The 14,902-nt window shown below is 73.4% G+C and carries 11 protein-coding genes; 2 read left to right on the top strand and 9 right to left on the bottom strand.

Translation table 11 applies throughout. The features are described from left to right. Positions 1–4: 4 nt before the first annotated feature. Positions 5–898 (top strand): aminoglycoside phosphotransferase family protein, encoded by an 894-nt coding sequence (locus tag ACIQUR_RS33770; protein WP_403672963.1) that lies wholly within the window; start codon positions 5–7, stop codon positions 896–898. Positions 899–966: 68 nt separating this feature from the next. Next, positions 967–2,016, top strand: a complete 1,050-nt coding sequence (locus ACIQUR_RS33775; RefSeq protein ID WP_403672965.1) for a slipin family protein — start codon at positions 967–969, stop codon at positions 2,014–2,016. 185 nt (positions 2,017–2,201) lie between these two features. On the opposite strand, the gene ACIQUR_RS33780 is transcribed toward ACIQUR_RS33775, so the two are convergent. The 9 genes from ACIQUR_RS33780 to ACIQUR_RS33820 all read right to left on the bottom strand — a co-directional run bounded on the left by ACIQUR_RS33780 (position 2,202) and on the right by ACIQUR_RS33820 (position 14,885). Beyond that, positions 2,202–3,899, bottom strand: coding sequence for a proline--tRNA ligase (locus tag ACIQUR_RS33780; RefSeq protein WP_403672968.1), 1,698 nt, complete (start codon positions 3,897–3,899; stop codon positions 2,202–2,204). An 80-nt stretch (positions 3,900–3,979) separates the two neighbouring features. Continuing rightward, positions 3,980–4,570: a GNAT family N-acetyltransferase gene (locus ACIQUR_RS33785; RefSeq protein WP_403672971.1), complete on the bottom strand. Its 591-nt coding sequence runs from the start codon at positions 4,568–4,570 to the stop codon at positions 3,980–3,982. 96 nt (positions 4,571–4,666) lie between these two features. Beyond that, complete coding sequence (locus tag ACIQUR_RS33790; RefSeq protein ID WP_403672974.1) at positions 4,667–5,509, bottom strand: GNAT family N-acetyltransferase; 843 nt, start codon at positions 5,507–5,509, stop codon at positions 4,667–4,669. Positions 5,510–5,677: 168 nt separating this feature from the next. After that, complete coding sequence (gene ispG / locus ACIQUR_RS33795; RefSeq protein WP_399952730.1) at positions 5,678–6,835, bottom strand: flavodoxin-dependent (E)-4-hydroxy-3-methylbut-2-enyl-diphosphate synthase; 1,158 nt, start codon at positions 6,833–6,835, stop codon at positions 5,678–5,680. 178 nt (positions 6,836–7,013) lie between these two features. Then, positions 7,014–8,315, bottom strand: a complete 1,302-nt coding sequence (locus ACIQUR_RS33800; protein WP_403672977.1) for a M50 family metallopeptidase — start codon at positions 8,313–8,315, stop codon at positions 7,014–7,016. Then, on the bottom strand, positions 8,312–9,562 hold the full coding sequence (gene dxr, locus ACIQUR_RS33805) for a 1-deoxy-D-xylulose-5-phosphate reductoisomerase (protein WP_403672980.1): 1,251 nt from the start codon (positions 9,560–9,562) through the stop codon (positions 8,312–8,314). The genes ACIQUR_RS33800 and dxr overlap by 4 nt, the downstream gene beginning before the upstream one ends. 21 nt (positions 9,563–9,583) lie before the next feature. Continuing rightward, positions 9,584–11,158, bottom strand: coding sequence for a hypothetical protein (locus ACIQUR_RS33810; RefSeq protein WP_403672982.1), 1,575 nt, complete (start codon positions 11,156–11,158; stop codon positions 9,584–9,586). A 73-nt stretch (positions 11,159–11,231) separates the two neighbouring features. Beyond that, a complete protein-coding gene (locus ACIQUR_RS33815; RefSeq protein ID WP_403672985.1) occupies positions 11,232–13,175 on the bottom strand; it encodes an acyl-CoA dehydrogenase family protein in 1,944 nt (647 codons plus the stop codon). A 264-nt stretch (positions 13,176–13,439) separates the two neighbouring features. Then, positions 13,440–14,885: an aldehyde dehydrogenase family protein gene (locus tag ACIQUR_RS33820; RefSeq protein WP_403672988.1), complete on the bottom strand. Its 1,446-nt coding sequence runs from the start codon at positions 14,883–14,885 to the stop codon at positions 13,440–13,442. Positions 14,886–14,902 lie beyond the last annotated feature (17 nt).

Below are 14,902 nucleotides of genomic sequence, written 5' to 3' on the forward strand. Positions count from 1 at the left end.
ACGTATGGCTTTCGAACCGCCCGAGCGGCTTGTCCGGGCGCTCGGCGAGAGGTCCGAAGACGCACCGGCGCAGTGGCTCCGCGCGCTCCCCGGGCTGGCCCGCGAGGCGCTGGACCGGCGGGGGCTGACCGCGCAGCGCGTGCAGGCCCCGGGCGGCCGGAGCAGCCTGGTCGTCCTCGTCCGGTACTCCGACGGCACGCCGGCCACGCTGAAGCTGGCCCCGCCGTCCGCGGTCCCCGGGGACGAGCTCGCGGCGCTGGCGCACTGGGGCGGGTTCGGCGCCGTACGGGTCCTCGACACGCGGCACGACGACGACGCCCTGTTGCTGGAGCGGCTCCAGCCGGAGGTGTCGCTGCGTTCGCTGCCGGACGCGAAGGCGCTGCTGGAGGCCTGCGGGACGATCCGGCGGCTGTGGGTGGCCCCGCCGCCGGGGCACTCCTTCGAGACGGTGGCCGAGCGCACCGCGCGCCAGGCCGAGCCGATGGCCAAGGCGCCCGAGGAGGCGCAGCCGCTGGTCCGGCAGGCCCTCGCGGTCCGCGACGAGCTGACGGTCTTCCCGCCCGAGGAACTGCTGCTCCACGGCGCGTTCCGGCAGGGCAAGGTGCTGGCGGGCGACCGGGCGCCGTGGCTGACGGTCGGGCCCGAGCCGCTGGTCGGCGAGCGGGCGTACGACCTGGCGCGGCTGGTCAGGGACCGGCTGGAGGACCAGCTGGCCTCGTCCACGGGCGCCGCGGGCGCCAAGCGCCGGGTGAACAGGCTGGCCGACTCCCTGGAGGTGGACCGGGACCGGCTGCGCGGCTGGACGCTCTTCCGCGCGGTGGAGTCCGGCACCCGGGCGCTGGCCGCGGGGCGTCGGCGGGACGCCGAGATGCTGCTGGAGTTCGGCTCCTGGCTCTAGGGCCCGCGTCGGGGCGGTCAGAGCTGGGCATACCGTCATTGGACGGACAAGTCTGGCAGGGGGCCGTCATGGTCGAAGAACTGCTGGCAGCGGGTGTGGCGGCGGCCGTGGGCGTCACGGTCTACGTGGCCACGGCGGCGCGCATCGTGAAGCAGTACGAGCGGGGCCTGGTGTTCCGGCTCGGCCGGCTCCGCCCGGGCGTGCGGCCGCCCGGGTTCACGATGATCGTGCCGCTGGTGGACCGCCTGCGGAAGGTGAACATGCAGATCGTGACGCTGCCGGTGCCGGCCCAGGAGGGCATCACCCGGGACAACGTCACGGTGCGGGTGGACGCGGTCGTGTACTTCCGGGTGATCGATCCGGCGAACGCGATCGTCGAGGTGGAGGACTACCGGTTCGCGGTCTCGCAGATGGCGCAGACCTCGCTGCGGTCGATCATCGGCAAGTCTGACCTGGACGACCTGCTGTCGAACCGGGAGAAGCTGAACCAGGGCCTGGAGCTGATGATCGACAGCCCGGCGGTGGGCTGGGGCGTGCAGATCGACCGCGTGGAGATCAAGGACGTCTCGCTGCCGGAGACGATGAAGCGGTCGATGGCCCGGCAGGCGGAGGCGGACCGCGAGCGGCGGGCCCGGGTCATCAACGCGGACGCGGAACTCCAGGCCTCGCGGAAGCTGGCGGAGGCGGCCGGGGTGATGGCCGACCAGCCGGCGGCGCTGCAGCTGCGGCTGCTGCAGACGGTGGTCGCGGTGGCGGCGGAGAAGAACTCGACGCTGGTCCTCCCCTTCCCGGTGGAACTGCTGCGGTTCCTGGAACGGGCGGCGGAGGCCCAGCCGGTGCCGTCCGAGCGGCAGGGCGGCGGGCGGGCCGCGGAGCGGACGCCGGCGGCCGCGCCTCGGCCGGAGCCTGCCCCCTCGGGCACCGAGCCCGACGCACGGGAGGCTGCGCCTCTGCCGGACGCGGAGCGCACCGCCGTCGAGGCGCCGGACACCGTGGCCGGGGCCTCGGCGGTGCCGGAACTGCCGGACGTGGTACCGGAGTCCGGGACGTGGCCCGGGGCGGCGGCACGTACGCGCGGCCGGTCGGAGGCGGGCGAAGCGGGCGACCCGTTGCCGTAGTGCCGCTGCGCGGAGCCGTTCCCCCACCCCGCCCCTTCCCGGAACCGGGGGCGCTGCCTCCGGGCCCCCCGCGCCTCAAACGCCGGCGAGGCTTCGTACAGCCCCTCCGACGTTTGAGGAGCGGGGTCCGGGCAACCCACCCGCACCCGGCACGGGACCCCGCAGGGCGGACCGTACTGGAAGGGTCAGCCCGCGACCCGCGGCACCGCTTCGGACAGCGGGAGCTCCGTGCGGGTGCCCGCACCGCGGTCCTGGAGCTCCACGACGCCCTCCCCGGCCCGGCGCCCCGCGACGACCACCCACGGCACCCCGATCAGCTCGGCATCGGTCAGCTTCACGCCCGGCGACAGTCCCGGCCGGTCGTCCAGCAGGACCCGCAGGCCCCGCGCCGCCAGCGCCGTCGCCGCCTCCTCGGCCAGCGCCTGCTGCACGGCCTTGCCCGCGGCCACCACGTGCACGTCCGCCGGGGCCACCTCGGCCGGCCAGCGCAGCCCGCGCTCGTCCGCGGTCTGCTCCGCCAGGGCCGCCACCACCCGCGACACCCCGATGCCGTACGAGCCCATGGTCACCCGGACCGGCTTGCCCTCCGGGCCCAGCACGTCCAGGCCGAACGCGTCGGCGTACTTGCGGCCCAGCTGGAAGATGTGGCCCACCTCGATGGCCCGGTCCAGCCGCAGCCCCGCCCCGCAGGCCGGGCACGGGTCGCCGTCCCGGACCACGACCACGTCCAGGTACCGGTCCACCTCGAAGTCCCGGCCGCACACCACGTTCCGCGCATGGGTGTCGGCGCGGTTCGCGCCCGTCACCCACGACGTGCCCGGCGCGATCCGCGGGTCGGCGAGGTAGCGCACCTTCTCCAGGCCCTGCGGGCCGACGTAGCCGCGTACCAGGTCGGGCCGGTCCGCGAAGTCCGCCTCCGTCACCAGCTCCACGACCGCGGGCGCCAGGTGCTCGCCGAGCTTGCCGAGGTCGACCTCCCGGTCCCCGGGCACGCCGACGGCCACGATCTCCCCGTCCACCTTCACCAGCAGGTTCTTCAGCGTGGCCGACGCGGGGACGCCCAGGTGCGCGGCGAGGCTCTCGATGGTCGGGGTGTCCGGGGTGGCCAGTTCCTCCACCGGCCCCACCGAATCGGCGGACACCGGTGCGAGGGGGAAGGTGACGGCCTCGGTGTTGGCCGCGTACCCGCAGGAGGGGCAGTACGCGAAGGTGTCCTCGCCCGCGGCGGCCGGGGCGAGGAACTCCTCGGAGGCCGAGCCGCCCATCGCGCCGGACACCGCCGACACGATCCGGAAGTCCAGCCCGAGCCGGGTGAAGATCCGCCGGTACGCCTCGCGCTGGACCGCGTAGGAGGCCGCCAGGCCCTCATCGGTCGTGTCGAAGGAGTACGCGTCCTTCATCTGGAACTCGCGCCCGCGCAGCACCCCCGAGCGCGGCCGGGCCTCGTCCCGGTACTTCGTCTGGATCTGGTAGAGCGTCACCGGCAGGTCCTTGTAGGACGTGCACTGGTCCTTCACCACCTGGGTGAAGATCTCCTCGTGCGTGGGCCCGAGCAGGTACTCGGCGCCCTTGCGGTCCTTCAGCCGGAAGAGCAGGTCGCCGTACTCGTTCCAGCGCCCGCTCACCTCGTACGGCTCGCGGGGCAGCAGCGCCGGCAGCAGCACCTCCTGCGCCCCGGCGGCGTCCATCTCCTCGCGGACCACGCGCGTGACGTTGTCCAGCACCTTCTTGCCGAGCGGCAGCCAGCTCCAGACGCCGGCCGCGGTGCGGCGTACGTAGCCCGCCCGCACCAGGAGCCGGTGGCTCAGCGTCTCCGCGTCCGCCGGGTCCTCCCGCAGGGTCTTCACCATCAGCCGGGACAACCTCTGGACGGACTGGGACATCACGCGCTCCTGCTCACGAAAGTGTGGTGGTGCGCAGGAGGCTAGCCGAGCGGGACCGTCCGGCCGTACCGGTTTACCCGCTACACGCTGCGCAGCCGCACGCGCCGGGGCAGCGGCAGCGGCGCGCCCATGACGGCGTACGGCTGGGCCGCGCTCGGGAAGTACACGCGCCGCGCGAGGTCGTGGTACCCCAGCGAGCGGTAGAGGCCCCGCGCGGGGGACTCGATGTCGATGGCCGAGAGGATGGAGCGGGTCTCCTCGGCGGTGTCGGTGATCCTGGTGATCAGTTCGCGGCCCACGCCCCGGCCCTGGAAGCCCGGGTGGACGTGCAGTTCGGTGATGACGAAGGAGCCGTCGAGCCAGCCCTCCGCTCCCCCGGCCCGCAGGTACGGCTCGACGACGGTGGACCACCAGTGCGTACGGTCGTTGGGCATCCCGTACACGAAGCCGACCAGCCGCCCGTCGTCCTCGGTGAAGGCGCCCAGCGACCGCGCGCCGGGCAGTTTCATGTGCCGCTGCACGATGTGGCGCCGGATGCCGACCTCTTCGTCGCTGAGCCCGAAGGCGACGGCCTGGACCTCCAGCGCCTCGTCCACGCGCTCGGCGAGGTCCAGCGGGCGGATCACGACACCGGCGGGGAGGCGGGGGTCGGCCCCGGGCGTATGCAGCATGCGGGCACCCTACTCGGCGGTCACGGAGCCGTCACCGGGTCCCCGGGGGCAGGCCGCCGCCGCCCGGTCCGACGGCCGGATCGGCACCCCCGCACGTCAGAACAGCACGCTCATGAAGGCGCCGACCTCACGGAAGCCCACCCGCCGGTACGCGGCCCTGGCGGCGGTGTTGAAGTCGTTGACGTACAGGCTGACCACCGGTGCGACGTCCCGCAGCGCGAACTCGACCACGGCGGCCATGCCGGTCTCGGAGTGGCCCCGGCCGCGGAACTCGGGGGCCACCCAGACCCCTTGGATCTGGCAGGCCCGGGCGGTGGCGGCGCCGATCTCGGCCTTGAAGACCACCCGGCCGTCCTCGACGCGGGCGAAGGACCGGCCGGAGCCCACGAGTTCGGCCACCCGCGCCTGGTAGAGGAGGCCGCCGTCGCCGGCCATCGGCGAGACGCCGACCTCCTCGGTGAACATGGCCACGCACGCCGGCATGATCAGGTCCATCTCGTTCTTTCGGATGCGGCGGACCAGTGGGTCGGGGCCGACCTCGGCCGAGGGCTCCTCGGTGACCATCAGCGGCTGGTGGGCGCGCACGTCGCGGGCGGGGCCCCAGTGGGGCTCCAGCAGCCGCCACAGGGCCGCCGTGGGCTCGGCGGGGCCGACGATGGAGGAGCAGCGGCGGCCGGTCCTGCGGGCGCGGTCGGCGAAGGCGCGTACGGCCTCGGGCGTGGCGCAGACCGGTACGAGGTTGGCGCCCGCGTAGCAGAGGGAGCGCAGCTCGCCGCCCTCGTAGTAGCCCCACATCTCCCCGCCGAGGCGCCAGGGGTCGAGGCCGGCGACCTGGACGCGGGAGGTGACGAAGGCGTTGGCGACCGGGTCGCGGTCGAGTACCTCGAGCGCGGCTTCGAGGTCGCTGGGCTCGAGCACCCTGGTGGTGGTCTGCGTCAACACTGTGGGGGCCTCACCGTGCAGGTCTGCTGATCTCCGCACTGTAACCCGTCGGGGCGCCCGGACGCGCCCCGCGAGGACCTCGGAACGGGCCCGCGCGGACCTCGGAACGCGGCCGGCCCCGCCCCCGCGAACTGCGGGAACGGGGCCGGGGCGGTCAGGTGCGGGTCAGACGCCGATGGCGACGGTGGGCTCGCCGCTCATCACGCCGTCCTTCTCCATCTGCTCGGCGATCTTCATCGCCTCTTCGATGAGGGTCTCGACGATCTTCGACTCGGGGACGGTCTTGATGACCTCGCCCTTCACGAAGATCTGGCCCTTGCCGTTGCCGGAGGCGACGCCGAGGTCGGCCTCGCGGGCCTCGCCGGGGCCGTTGACGACGCAGCCCATGACGGCGACGCGGAGGGGCACCTCCATGCCGGTCAGGCCCGCGGTGACCTCCTCGGCCAGCTTGTAGACGTCGACCTGGGCACGGCCGCAGGACGGGCAGGAGACGATCTCCAGGCGGCGCTGGCGGAGGTTGAGCGACTCCAGAATCTGGATGCCGACCTTGATCTCCTCGGCCGGCGGGGCGGAGAGGGAGACGCGGATGGTGTCGCCGATGCCCTGGGAGAGGAGCGCGCCGAAGGCGACGGCGGACTTGATGGTGCCCTGGAAGGCGGGGCCGGCCTCGGTGACGCCGAGGTGCAGCGGGTAGTCGCACTGGGCGGCGAGCTGGCGGTAGGCCTCGACCATGACGACCGGGTCGTTGTGCTTGACCGAGATCTTGATGTCGCGGAAGTCGTGCTCCTCGAAGAGGGAGGCCTCCCACAGCGCGGACTCGACGAGCGCCTCGGGGGTGGCCTTGCCGTACTTCTTCAGGAGGCGGGCGTCCAGGGAGCCGGCGTTGACGCCGATGCGGATCGGGGTGCCCGCGTCCTTCGCCGCCCGGGCGATCTCCTTGACCTTGTCGTCGAACTGCTTGATGTTGCCCGGGTTCACGCGGACGGCGGCGCAGCCGGCGTCGATGGCGGCGAACACGTACTTCGGCTGGAAGTGGATGTCGGCGATCACCGGGATCTGCGACTTCTTCGCGATGGTCGCGAGCGCGTCGGCGTCGTCCTGGGTCGGGCAGGCCACCCGGACGATCTGGCAGCCGGAGGCGGTCAGCTCGGCGATCTGCTGGAGCGTGGCGCCGATGTCGGAGGTCCGCGTCGTGGTCATCGACTGCACCGAGACGGGTGCGTCGCCGCCGACGGCGACGGAGCCGACCTGGATCTTGCGGCTGACCCGTCGGTCGGCGAGCTTCGTCGGCACGGACGGCATTCCGAGAGAGATGGCAGTCATCTGCTGTGCAACCCCAAGGTGTGGATCAAGGTCCCGATATCGGCGGGCTCCAGGCCTCCGAGATTACGCCACACGGCGCGCGCGACGCGCACGAGGAGGAGCGCGCCACCCGAACGTAGGGGGCCGGGCACGCAGTGTGCCCGGCCCGCCTCGTACATCCGCTCGACAGCGGTCTCCGTCAGGAGATCTTGACCGGGTTCACCACGTCGGCCACGAGCACCAGCAGCGTGAAGCAGACGAAGACGCCGGCCACGACGTAGGCGAAGGGCATCAGCTTCGCGACGTCGAACGGGCCCGGGTCGGGCCGCTTGAAGAGCCGGGCGAAGCTGCGGCGCACGGACTCCCAGAGGGCGCCCGCGATGTGCCCGCCGTCCAGCGGGAGCAGCGGCAGCATGTTGAACAGGAACAGCGACAGGTTGAAGAACCCGATGAGCTGGAGGAAGAACACCATCCGGTCGGTGGCGGGGATGTCCAGGTTGGCGATCTCGCCGCTGATCCGGGCGGCGCCCACGATGCCCATCGGGGAGTCCTGCTCGCGCGGGCCGTCGCCGAAGGCGGCGTCCCAGAGGGCGGGGATCTTCGAGGGCAGCTTGATCAGGCCCTGCACGCCGGCCTCGACCATCTCGCCCATGTGGTCCACGGACTGGCCGAAGGTCAGCTGGACCTTCTCGGTCTGGGGCGTGAAGCCGAGGAAGCCGGCGACGATGTACTGGTCGGGCACGTAGCCGCCGCGGCCGTCGGACTTGGCGACCTTGTTCTCGATCAGGTTCGCCTTGAGGACGACCTCCCGGCCGTCGCGCTGCACGGTGACGGTGGCGGGGCCGACGGTGTCGCGGATCCGCTGCTGGAGGGTGGACCAGTCGTCCGTCTTCCGGCCGTTGAAGGCGACGATGCGGTCGCCGGGCTTGAGTCCGGCCGCCTCGGCCGGGGTGACCTGGTCACCCGGCTTGCAGGTGTCGCGCTTCTCGCTCGCCTGGATGACGCAGTGGCTGACCGAGCGCACGGCGGTGGTCTGCATGTTGACCCCGAAGGTCATCCACACGCCGAAGAACACCGCGAGGGCCAGGACCAGGTTCATGAACGGCCCGGCGAACATGACGATGACGCGCTTCCACGGCTTGCGCGTGTAGAACAGCCGCTTCTCGTCGCCCGGCTCCAGCTCCTCGTACGCGGCCGAGCGGGCGTCCTCGATCATCGTGCGCCAGGGCGAGGTGGAACGGGCCGTGATCCGGCCGTCCTCACCCGGCGGGAACATGCCGATCATGCGGATGTAGCCGCCGGCGGGGATGGCCTTGATGCCGTACTCGGTCTCCCCCTTCTTGCGCGACCAGATGGTCGGGCCGAAGCCGACCATGTACTGCGGCACGCGAATGCCGAACAGCTTGGCCGTGGAGAGGTGTCCCAGCTCGTGCCACGCGATCGAGACCAGCAGCCCGAAGACGAAGACGAGTATCCCGAGCACCGTCATCAGAAGGATCATGCGCGCGCCTCCACTGCGGCCTTGGCCGCCATCTCCCTGGCCCGGGCGCGGGCCCAGGCCTCCGCCTCGAGGACGTCGCCGACGGTGAGCGAAGTTCCCGTCCGCGGTGTGCCGTGGTCCTCGACCACAGCCGTGACCGTATCCATGATTGCTGTGAACGGCAGCCGACCGGCCAGGAACGCGTCGACGCACTCCTCGTTCGCCGCATTGAACACGGCGGGCGCCGTGCCGCCCAGTCCGCCCACGTGCCGGGCCAGTCCCACGGAGGGGAAGGCCTCGGTGTCGAGGGGGAAGAACTCCCAGGTGGAGGCCTTGGTCCAGTCGAAGGAGCGGGACGCGTCGGGGACCCGCTCGGGCCAGCCGAGGCCGATCGCGATGGGGCCCCGCATGTCCGGCGGGGTGGCCTGGGCGAGCGTGGAGCCGTCGGTGAACTCCACCATCGAGTGAACGTAGGACTGCGGGTGGACCACGACCTCGATGCGGTCGAAGGGGATGTCGTAGAGCAGGTGGGCCTCGATGACCTCCAGGCCCTTGTTCACCAGGGTGGCGCTGTTCACCGTGATCACCGGGCCCATGGCCCAGGTGGGGTGGGCCAGCGCGTCCTCGACGGTGACCTCGGCCAGCTCGGCCCGGGTACGGCCGCGGAAGGGGCCGCCGGAGGCGGTGACGACCAGCTTGCGGACGTCGGCGCGGGTGCCGGCGGCCAGCGCCTGGAACAGCGCGGCGTGCTCGGAGTCGACCGGGATGATCTGGCCGGGCTTGGCGAGCGCCTTCACCAGCGGGCCGCCGACGATCAGCGACTCCTTGTTGGCGAGGGCGAGGGTGCGGCCGGCCTCCAGCGCCGCGAGGGTGGGCGCGAGGCCGATGGAGCCGGTGATGCCGTTGAGGACCGTGTGGCACTCGGAGGCGGCGATCTGGGTCGCGGCGTCCGGCCCGGCCAGGATCTCCGGCTGCGGCTCGCTGCCGTACTGGGCGCTCAGCGCCTCCTTGAGGGCCGGTACGACGTCCTCGCGGGCCACCGCCACGGTGTGCACCCGCAGCTGCCGGGCCTGCTCCGCGAGCAGGCCGACGCGGCCGCCGGCCGCCGAGAGGGCGGTGACGCGGAACCGGTCGGGGTTGCGCAGGACCAGGTCGATGGCCTGCGTGCCGATGGAGCCGGTGGAGCCGAGGATGACGATGTCCCGGCGGCCGACCGCGGGGTCGAAGAGGAGGTGCGGGTCGGCGAGGGGGGCTGGGCTGTCGCTCATGCCCCCCATTGTTGCCGCAACTCAGCCGCGCCCGGGCACGGAGTCCCCCTGTACGACGCCGGCGACGAGCTCGGGCAGGGTGCCGGGGAAGCCGGGCAGCGCGAGGGCGGTGCGCCACCAGGCGGTGACGTCGGTGCGGAGGGCGTCGCCGAGCAGCCGGTCGGCCTCGGCGCGGGCGGCGAGGAGGGCCCGGGCGCGGGCCCGCTCGGCCGGGTCCGTCCGCCGGTCCTCGTCCAGGTGGGTCCGGGTGGGGTCGACCTCGCCGAGCCAGTGGTCCTCGTCGAGGGCCCAGGCGGCGGGGGCCTTGTGCCGGATCACGTCGGTGCCGGTGAGCAGGGAGCGGGCCAGGCCGGCCCGTACCCAGCGGATGTCCTCGGCGATGTCGCCCATGGCGTTGGGGACGCCCAGGGCAGCGAGGGCGAGTTCGCGCTCGGGGCCGCCGGGTGCCTCCGGCGGGTGCGCGGCGAGGGCGGCGACGGCCCGGCCGAGCGCCTCGGCCTGCGCGTCGGCTCCGCCCGGGGACGTCTCCGGCGCCGCGGGGCCGCTCCCCGGCCGGGCCTCTCCCGCGCTTCCTGCCCGGCCCGCTCCCCCGCTCCCCCGGGCGGGCTCCCGCCCGGTGACCGGGGCGTGCGGCCGCTCGGGCGGAGTGCCGGCCGGCTCCGCCGCCGTGCCCGCGGCCACGGCGGCAGCCAGCTCCGGGAGGGTGCCGGCGAAGGCGGGGGCGTGGCGGAGGAGTTCGGCCCAGAGGCGGGGGTCGTCGCCGAGGGCGGGGCGGAGGGCGCGGTGCAGCGCGGAGCGGTACGCGGCCTGCTCGGGCAGGGACCAGCGCAGCCCGGTGCGGACGCGCAGGTCGCCGAGGAGCAGGGCGCGGTGGGCGGGGGCGACGTACCCGACGAGCTCGTCGCAGGTCAGCAGGCCCATCCGGACGGCGCGGACGGCGGGCCGGTGCCAGTCCGGGCCGTACGCGGCCGCCGCACGCGTGTCGAGCAGTACGGCGCAGGCCTCGCGGGGCAGGCCGCCGGTGAGCAGCAGGGCCTCCACGGAGCCGGGCGGCAGCGGTCGGCGGGCGTGCTCCTCCAGCAGCGGCTCCGCCTCCGGCACGCCGCCGGCCAGCGCCAGCAGGTCCAGCGGCACGCGTGGCCGCCGCGCGCCGTGCCGCCGCAGCAGCGCCGCCAGCCCGGTCGCGGTGAGCCCGAGCGCCTCGGGCGGCGCGGCACCGTCCCGTGCGGCTTCGGCGAGCGCGGCATCGGCGCGTACGGCTTCGGCCACTGCGGCTTCGGCGAGTTCGGCCGCCACCGTGCCGCGGAGTTCCGGTGAGGGGGCGCGGCGGGTGGCGTAGCGGCGGGCGCCCGGCAGGCCCGGGAGGGGGCGGCCGAGCACGTACGGGTTGGCGGCGACCCGGCGGCGGTCCTCGTCGCCGCCGTGCCGCAGCAGCAGGGTGACGGCCGACGGGGCCAGGGGCTCGTCCCGGCACAGGTACTTCCGGGCGGCCGGGTCCAGGCGGTCCAGGAGTCCCGTCACCACCGGGTCCGGTGCGTGGCGCAGCAGCAGCGCCACGCACCGGGCCAGCCGTCTGCTCTCCAGGTCGGCCGTCATGTCCGTCCCGCTCCGTTCGCCGGTCTTGCCGCGCCGTACGGCGCTCGGGCGAATCCTCGCAGGTCGGTCCGCGTCAGCGGATGGGGCGGTGCACGTTCTTGTGCGCGGAGGGCCCGGGGGTGGCGTCGGCGATCCAGGGGCCGTCGCCCGAGGGGTCGAGGACGCCCTCCTCCAGCCAGGTGTAGGTGCCCGACAGCACTCCGCTGACGACCTTGCGGTCGAGGTCGTCGGTGTTGGCCCAGAGCCGGCCGAACAGCTCCTCCACCCGCAGCCGGGACTGCCGGCAGAACGCGTCGGCGAGCTGGTACGCCTCGCGCCCGTGGTCGCCGGAGGCCCGCAGGTGCTCGGCCCGCACGCAGGCCGCGCTCATGGCGAAGAGTTCGGCGCCGATGTCGACGATCCGGCCCAGGAAGCCCTGCTTGGTCTCCATCTTCCCCTGCCAGCGGGACATGGCGTAGAAGGTGGAGCGGGCCAGCCTGCGGGCGCCGCGTTCGACGTACCGCAGGTGTGCGGAGAGGTCGGCGTGTCCGCGCGGGTGGAACTCGCGGTAGCTGCCGGGGACGTGCCCGGGACCGGTGGCCAGCTTCGGCAGCCAGCGGGCGTAGAAGCCGGCGGCCCTGGCGCCCGCCCTGGCCTTGTCGCCGAGTGCCTTCTCGGGGTCGATGAGGTCGCCGGCGACGGAGAGGTGGGCGTCGACGGCCTCGCGGGCGATCAGCAGGTGCATGATCTCCGTGGAGCCCTCGAAGATGCGGTTGATCCGCAGGTCGCGCAGGAGCTGTTCGGCCGGGACCGCGCGCTCCCCGCGGGCGGCGAGGGACTCGGCGGTCTCGAAGCCGCGGCCGCCGCGGATCTGGACCAGTTCGTCGGCCATCAGGCAGGCCATCTCGCTGCCGTAGAGCTTGGCGAGCGCTGCCTCGATGCGGATGTCGTTGCGGTCCTCGTCGGCCATCTGGGAGGACAGGTCGACCACGGCCTCCAGGGCGAAGGTGGTGGCCGCGATGAAGGAGATCTTGGCGCCCACCGCCTCGTGCCTGGCGACCGGGCGGCCCCACTGCTCGCGCACGCCCGCCCATTCCCGGGCGATCTTCAGGCACCACTTGCCGGCGCCGACGCACATCGCGGGCAGCGAGAGGCGGCCGGTGTTGAGCGTGGTGAGGGCGATCTTGAGGCCGGCGCCCTCGGGCCCGATGCGCTGGTCGGCGGGGACGCGGACGCGGTGGAAGCGCGTGACGCCGTTCTCCAGGCCGCGCAGGCCCATGAAGGCGTTGCGGTGCTCGACGGTGATGCCGGGCGAGTCGGCCTCGACCACGAAGGCGGTGATGCCGCCCTTGTGGCCGTCGGAGCGCGGCACGCGGGCCATGACGACGAGCAGGTCGGCGACCACGCCGTTGGTGGTCCAGAGCTTGACGCCGTCGAGCACGTACGCGTCGTCGCCGTCCGGCGTGGCGGTGGTGGCCAGCCGTGCCGGGTCGGAGCCGACGTCCGGCTCGGTGAGCAGGAAGGCGCTGATGTCGGTGGTGGCGCAGCGCGGCAGGTAGGTGTCCTTCTGCTGCTGCGTGCCGAAGATCTTCAGCGGCTGGGGGACGCCGATGGACTGGTGGGCGGAGAGCAGGGCGCCGATCGCGGGGCTGACGGAGCCGACCAGGGCGAGGGCCTTGTTGTAGTAGACCTGGGTGAGGCCGAGGCCGCCGTACTTGGGGTCGATCTTCATGCCGAGGGCGCCGAGCTGCTTGAGGCCGCGGACGGTCTCGTCGGGGATCCGGGCCTCGCGCTCGATGCGCGGGCCGTCGATCTCGGTCTCGCAGAACTCGCGCAGCCGGGCGAGGAAGGCCTCGCCGCGCCGGACGTCCTCGTCGGCGGGCAGCGGGTGCGGGTGGATCAGGTCGAGCCGGAACCTGCCGAGGAAGAGTTCCTTGGCGAAGCTGGGTTTGCGCCAGTCCTGTTCCCGGGCCGCTTCCGCGACCTGCCGGGCTTCACGCTCGGTCACCTTGGGCTGTGCGGGCTGTGTTGCGGACATGAGGGGACTCACCTCGCCGCCGGAGTCGGGGGACGTACCGATCAGGGGTCGTACCGATTACCAGTCGGTGCTACCTGTGAGTCGTACCCCTTGGCGCGCCGCGGGAAAAGCGGGGCTGGGCCGGGTGGCGGAAGGGCGCTCCCGGCCGGTCCCGGCCGGGCCGGACGGGTGAGCGGGGCCGCCGGCGGGGGCGGCGGGGGAAAAGGGGACGGCCGGAGCCCCCGCACAGTAGGCTCCGGCCGTCGGCTCTTGGGCCGTACGCGATCAGATGTCCAGGCCGGTGAGGACCAGGACCCGCTCGTACGTGTAGTCGTCCATGGCGTAGCGGACGCCCTCGCGGCCGACACCCGACTGCTTGACGCCGCCGTACGGCATCTGGTCGGCGCGGTAGGACGGCGCGTCACCGATGATCACGCCGCCGACCTCCAGCTCGCGGTGGGCGCGGAACGCGACCTGGACGTCGTGGGTGAAGACGCCGGTCTGCAGGCCGAACTTCGAGTCGTTGACCTTGGCGAAGGCCTCGTCGGTGTTCTCCACCTTGTGGATGGTCAGGACCGGGCCGAAGACCTCTTCGCAGGCCAGCTTGACGCCGTCCGGGACCTCGGCGAGCACGGTCGGCTCGACCGAGGCGCCCTCGCGCCTGCCGCCGGTGAGGAGCTTGGCGCCGGCGGCCACGGCCTCGTCCACCCAGGACTCGACGCGCTTGGCGGCGTCCTCGGAGACCAGCGGGCCGACGTCCGTGGCGTCGTCCGACGGGTCGCCGGTGACCTGGGCCTGGACCTTGGCGACGACCTTCTCGACCAGGCGGTCGTAGACGGAGGCGTCGGCGATCACGCGCTGCACCGAGATGCAGGACTGGCCGGCCTGGTAGTTCGAGAAGGTGGCGATGCGGGTGGCGGCCCAGTCGAGGTCGGCCTCGGAGGACCAGTCGGCGAGGACCACGGCCGCGGCGTTGCCGCCGAGCTCCAGGGTGCAGTGCTTGTGGGGCACCGACTGCTGGATGGCGTAGCCGACGGTGTCGGAGCCGGTGAAGGAGATGACGGGCAGGCGGTCGTCCTGGACCAGGGCCGGCATCTTCTCGTTGGCGACCGGGAGGACGGACCAGGAGCCGGCCGGCAGGTCGGTCTCGGCGAGCAGCTCACCGAGGATCAGACCGGAGAGCGGCGTGGCCGGGGCCGGCTTGAGGATGATCGGGGCGCCGACGGCGATGGCCGGGGCGACCTTGTGGGCGCACAGGTTCAGCGGGAAGTTGAACGGGGCGATGCCGAGGACCGGCCCCTTGACGAAGCGGCGGGTCAGCGCGAGCCGGCCGACGCCGCCGGCGTCGGTGTCGAGGCGCTGGGCCTCTCCGCCGTTGAAGCGGCGGGCCTCTTCGGCGGCGAAGCGGAAGACGGACACCGCGCGGCCGACCTCACCGCGGGCCCACTTGATCGGCTTGCCGTTCTCGGCGGAGATCAGCTGGGCGATCTCCTCGGTGCGCTCGACGAGCCGCTTGGACACGTGGTCCAGGGCCGCGGCACGGACGTGGGCGGGGGTGGCGGAGAACTCCGCCGTCACGGCGTACGCCGCTGCCACGGCCTCCTCGACCTGGGCGTCGGTCGGCACGCTGACGGTGCCGACGAGACGGCCGTCCCACGGGTTGTGGACGTCGAAGCTGTCCTCGCCGGTGGCCTGGCGGCCGGCGAGCCAGAAGGCGTGGGTGGAAGTCATGGCGAATCCCGGCCCTT

Origin of the sequence: Streptomyces sp. NPDC101132, from assembly GCF_044759225.1 — a bacterium.
In the GTDB taxonomy this organism is placed as follows: domain Bacteria; phylum Actinomycetota; class Actinomycetes; order Streptomycetales; family Streptomycetaceae; genus Streptomyces.

Coding starts and splice junctions, on each gene's coding strand:
- ACIQUR_RS33770 (WP_403672963.1), top strand. CDS start 5: ATGGCTTTCGAACCGCCCGAGCGGCTTGTCCGGGCGCTCGGCGAGAGG.
- ACIQUR_RS33820 (WP_403672988.1), bottom strand. CDS start 14,885: ATGACTTCCACCCACGCCTTCTGGCTCGCCGGCCGCCAGGCCACCGGC.
- ACIQUR_RS33800 (WP_403672977.1), bottom strand. CDS start 8,315: ATGATCCTTCTGATGACGGTGCTCGGGATACTCGTCTTCGTCTTCGGG.
- ACIQUR_RS33785 (WP_403672971.1), bottom strand. CDS start 4,570: ATGCTGCATACGCCCGGGGCCGACCCCCGCCTCCCCGCCGGTGTCGTG.
- ACIQUR_RS33775 (WP_403672965.1), top strand. CDS start 967: ATGGTCGAAGAACTGCTGGCAGCGGGTGTGGCGGCGGCCGTGGGCGTC.
- dxr (WP_403672980.1), bottom strand. CDS start 9,562: ATGAGCGACAGCCCAGCCCCCCTCGCCGACCCGCACCTCCTCTTCGAC.
- ACIQUR_RS33815 (WP_403672985.1), bottom strand. CDS start 13,175: ATGTCCGCAACACAGCCCGCACAGCCCAAGGTGACCGAGCGTGAAGCC.
- ACIQUR_RS33810 (WP_403672982.1), bottom strand. CDS start 11,158: ATGACGGCCGACCTGGAGAGCAGACGGCTGGCCCGGTGCGTGGCGCTG.
- ACIQUR_RS33780 (WP_403672968.1), bottom strand. CDS start 3,899: ATGTCCCAGTCCGTCCAGAGGTTGTCCCGGCTGATGGTGAAGACCCTG.
- ispG (WP_399952730.1), bottom strand. CDS start 6,835: ATGACTGCCATCTCTCTCGGAATGCCGTCCGTGCCGACGAAGCTCGCC.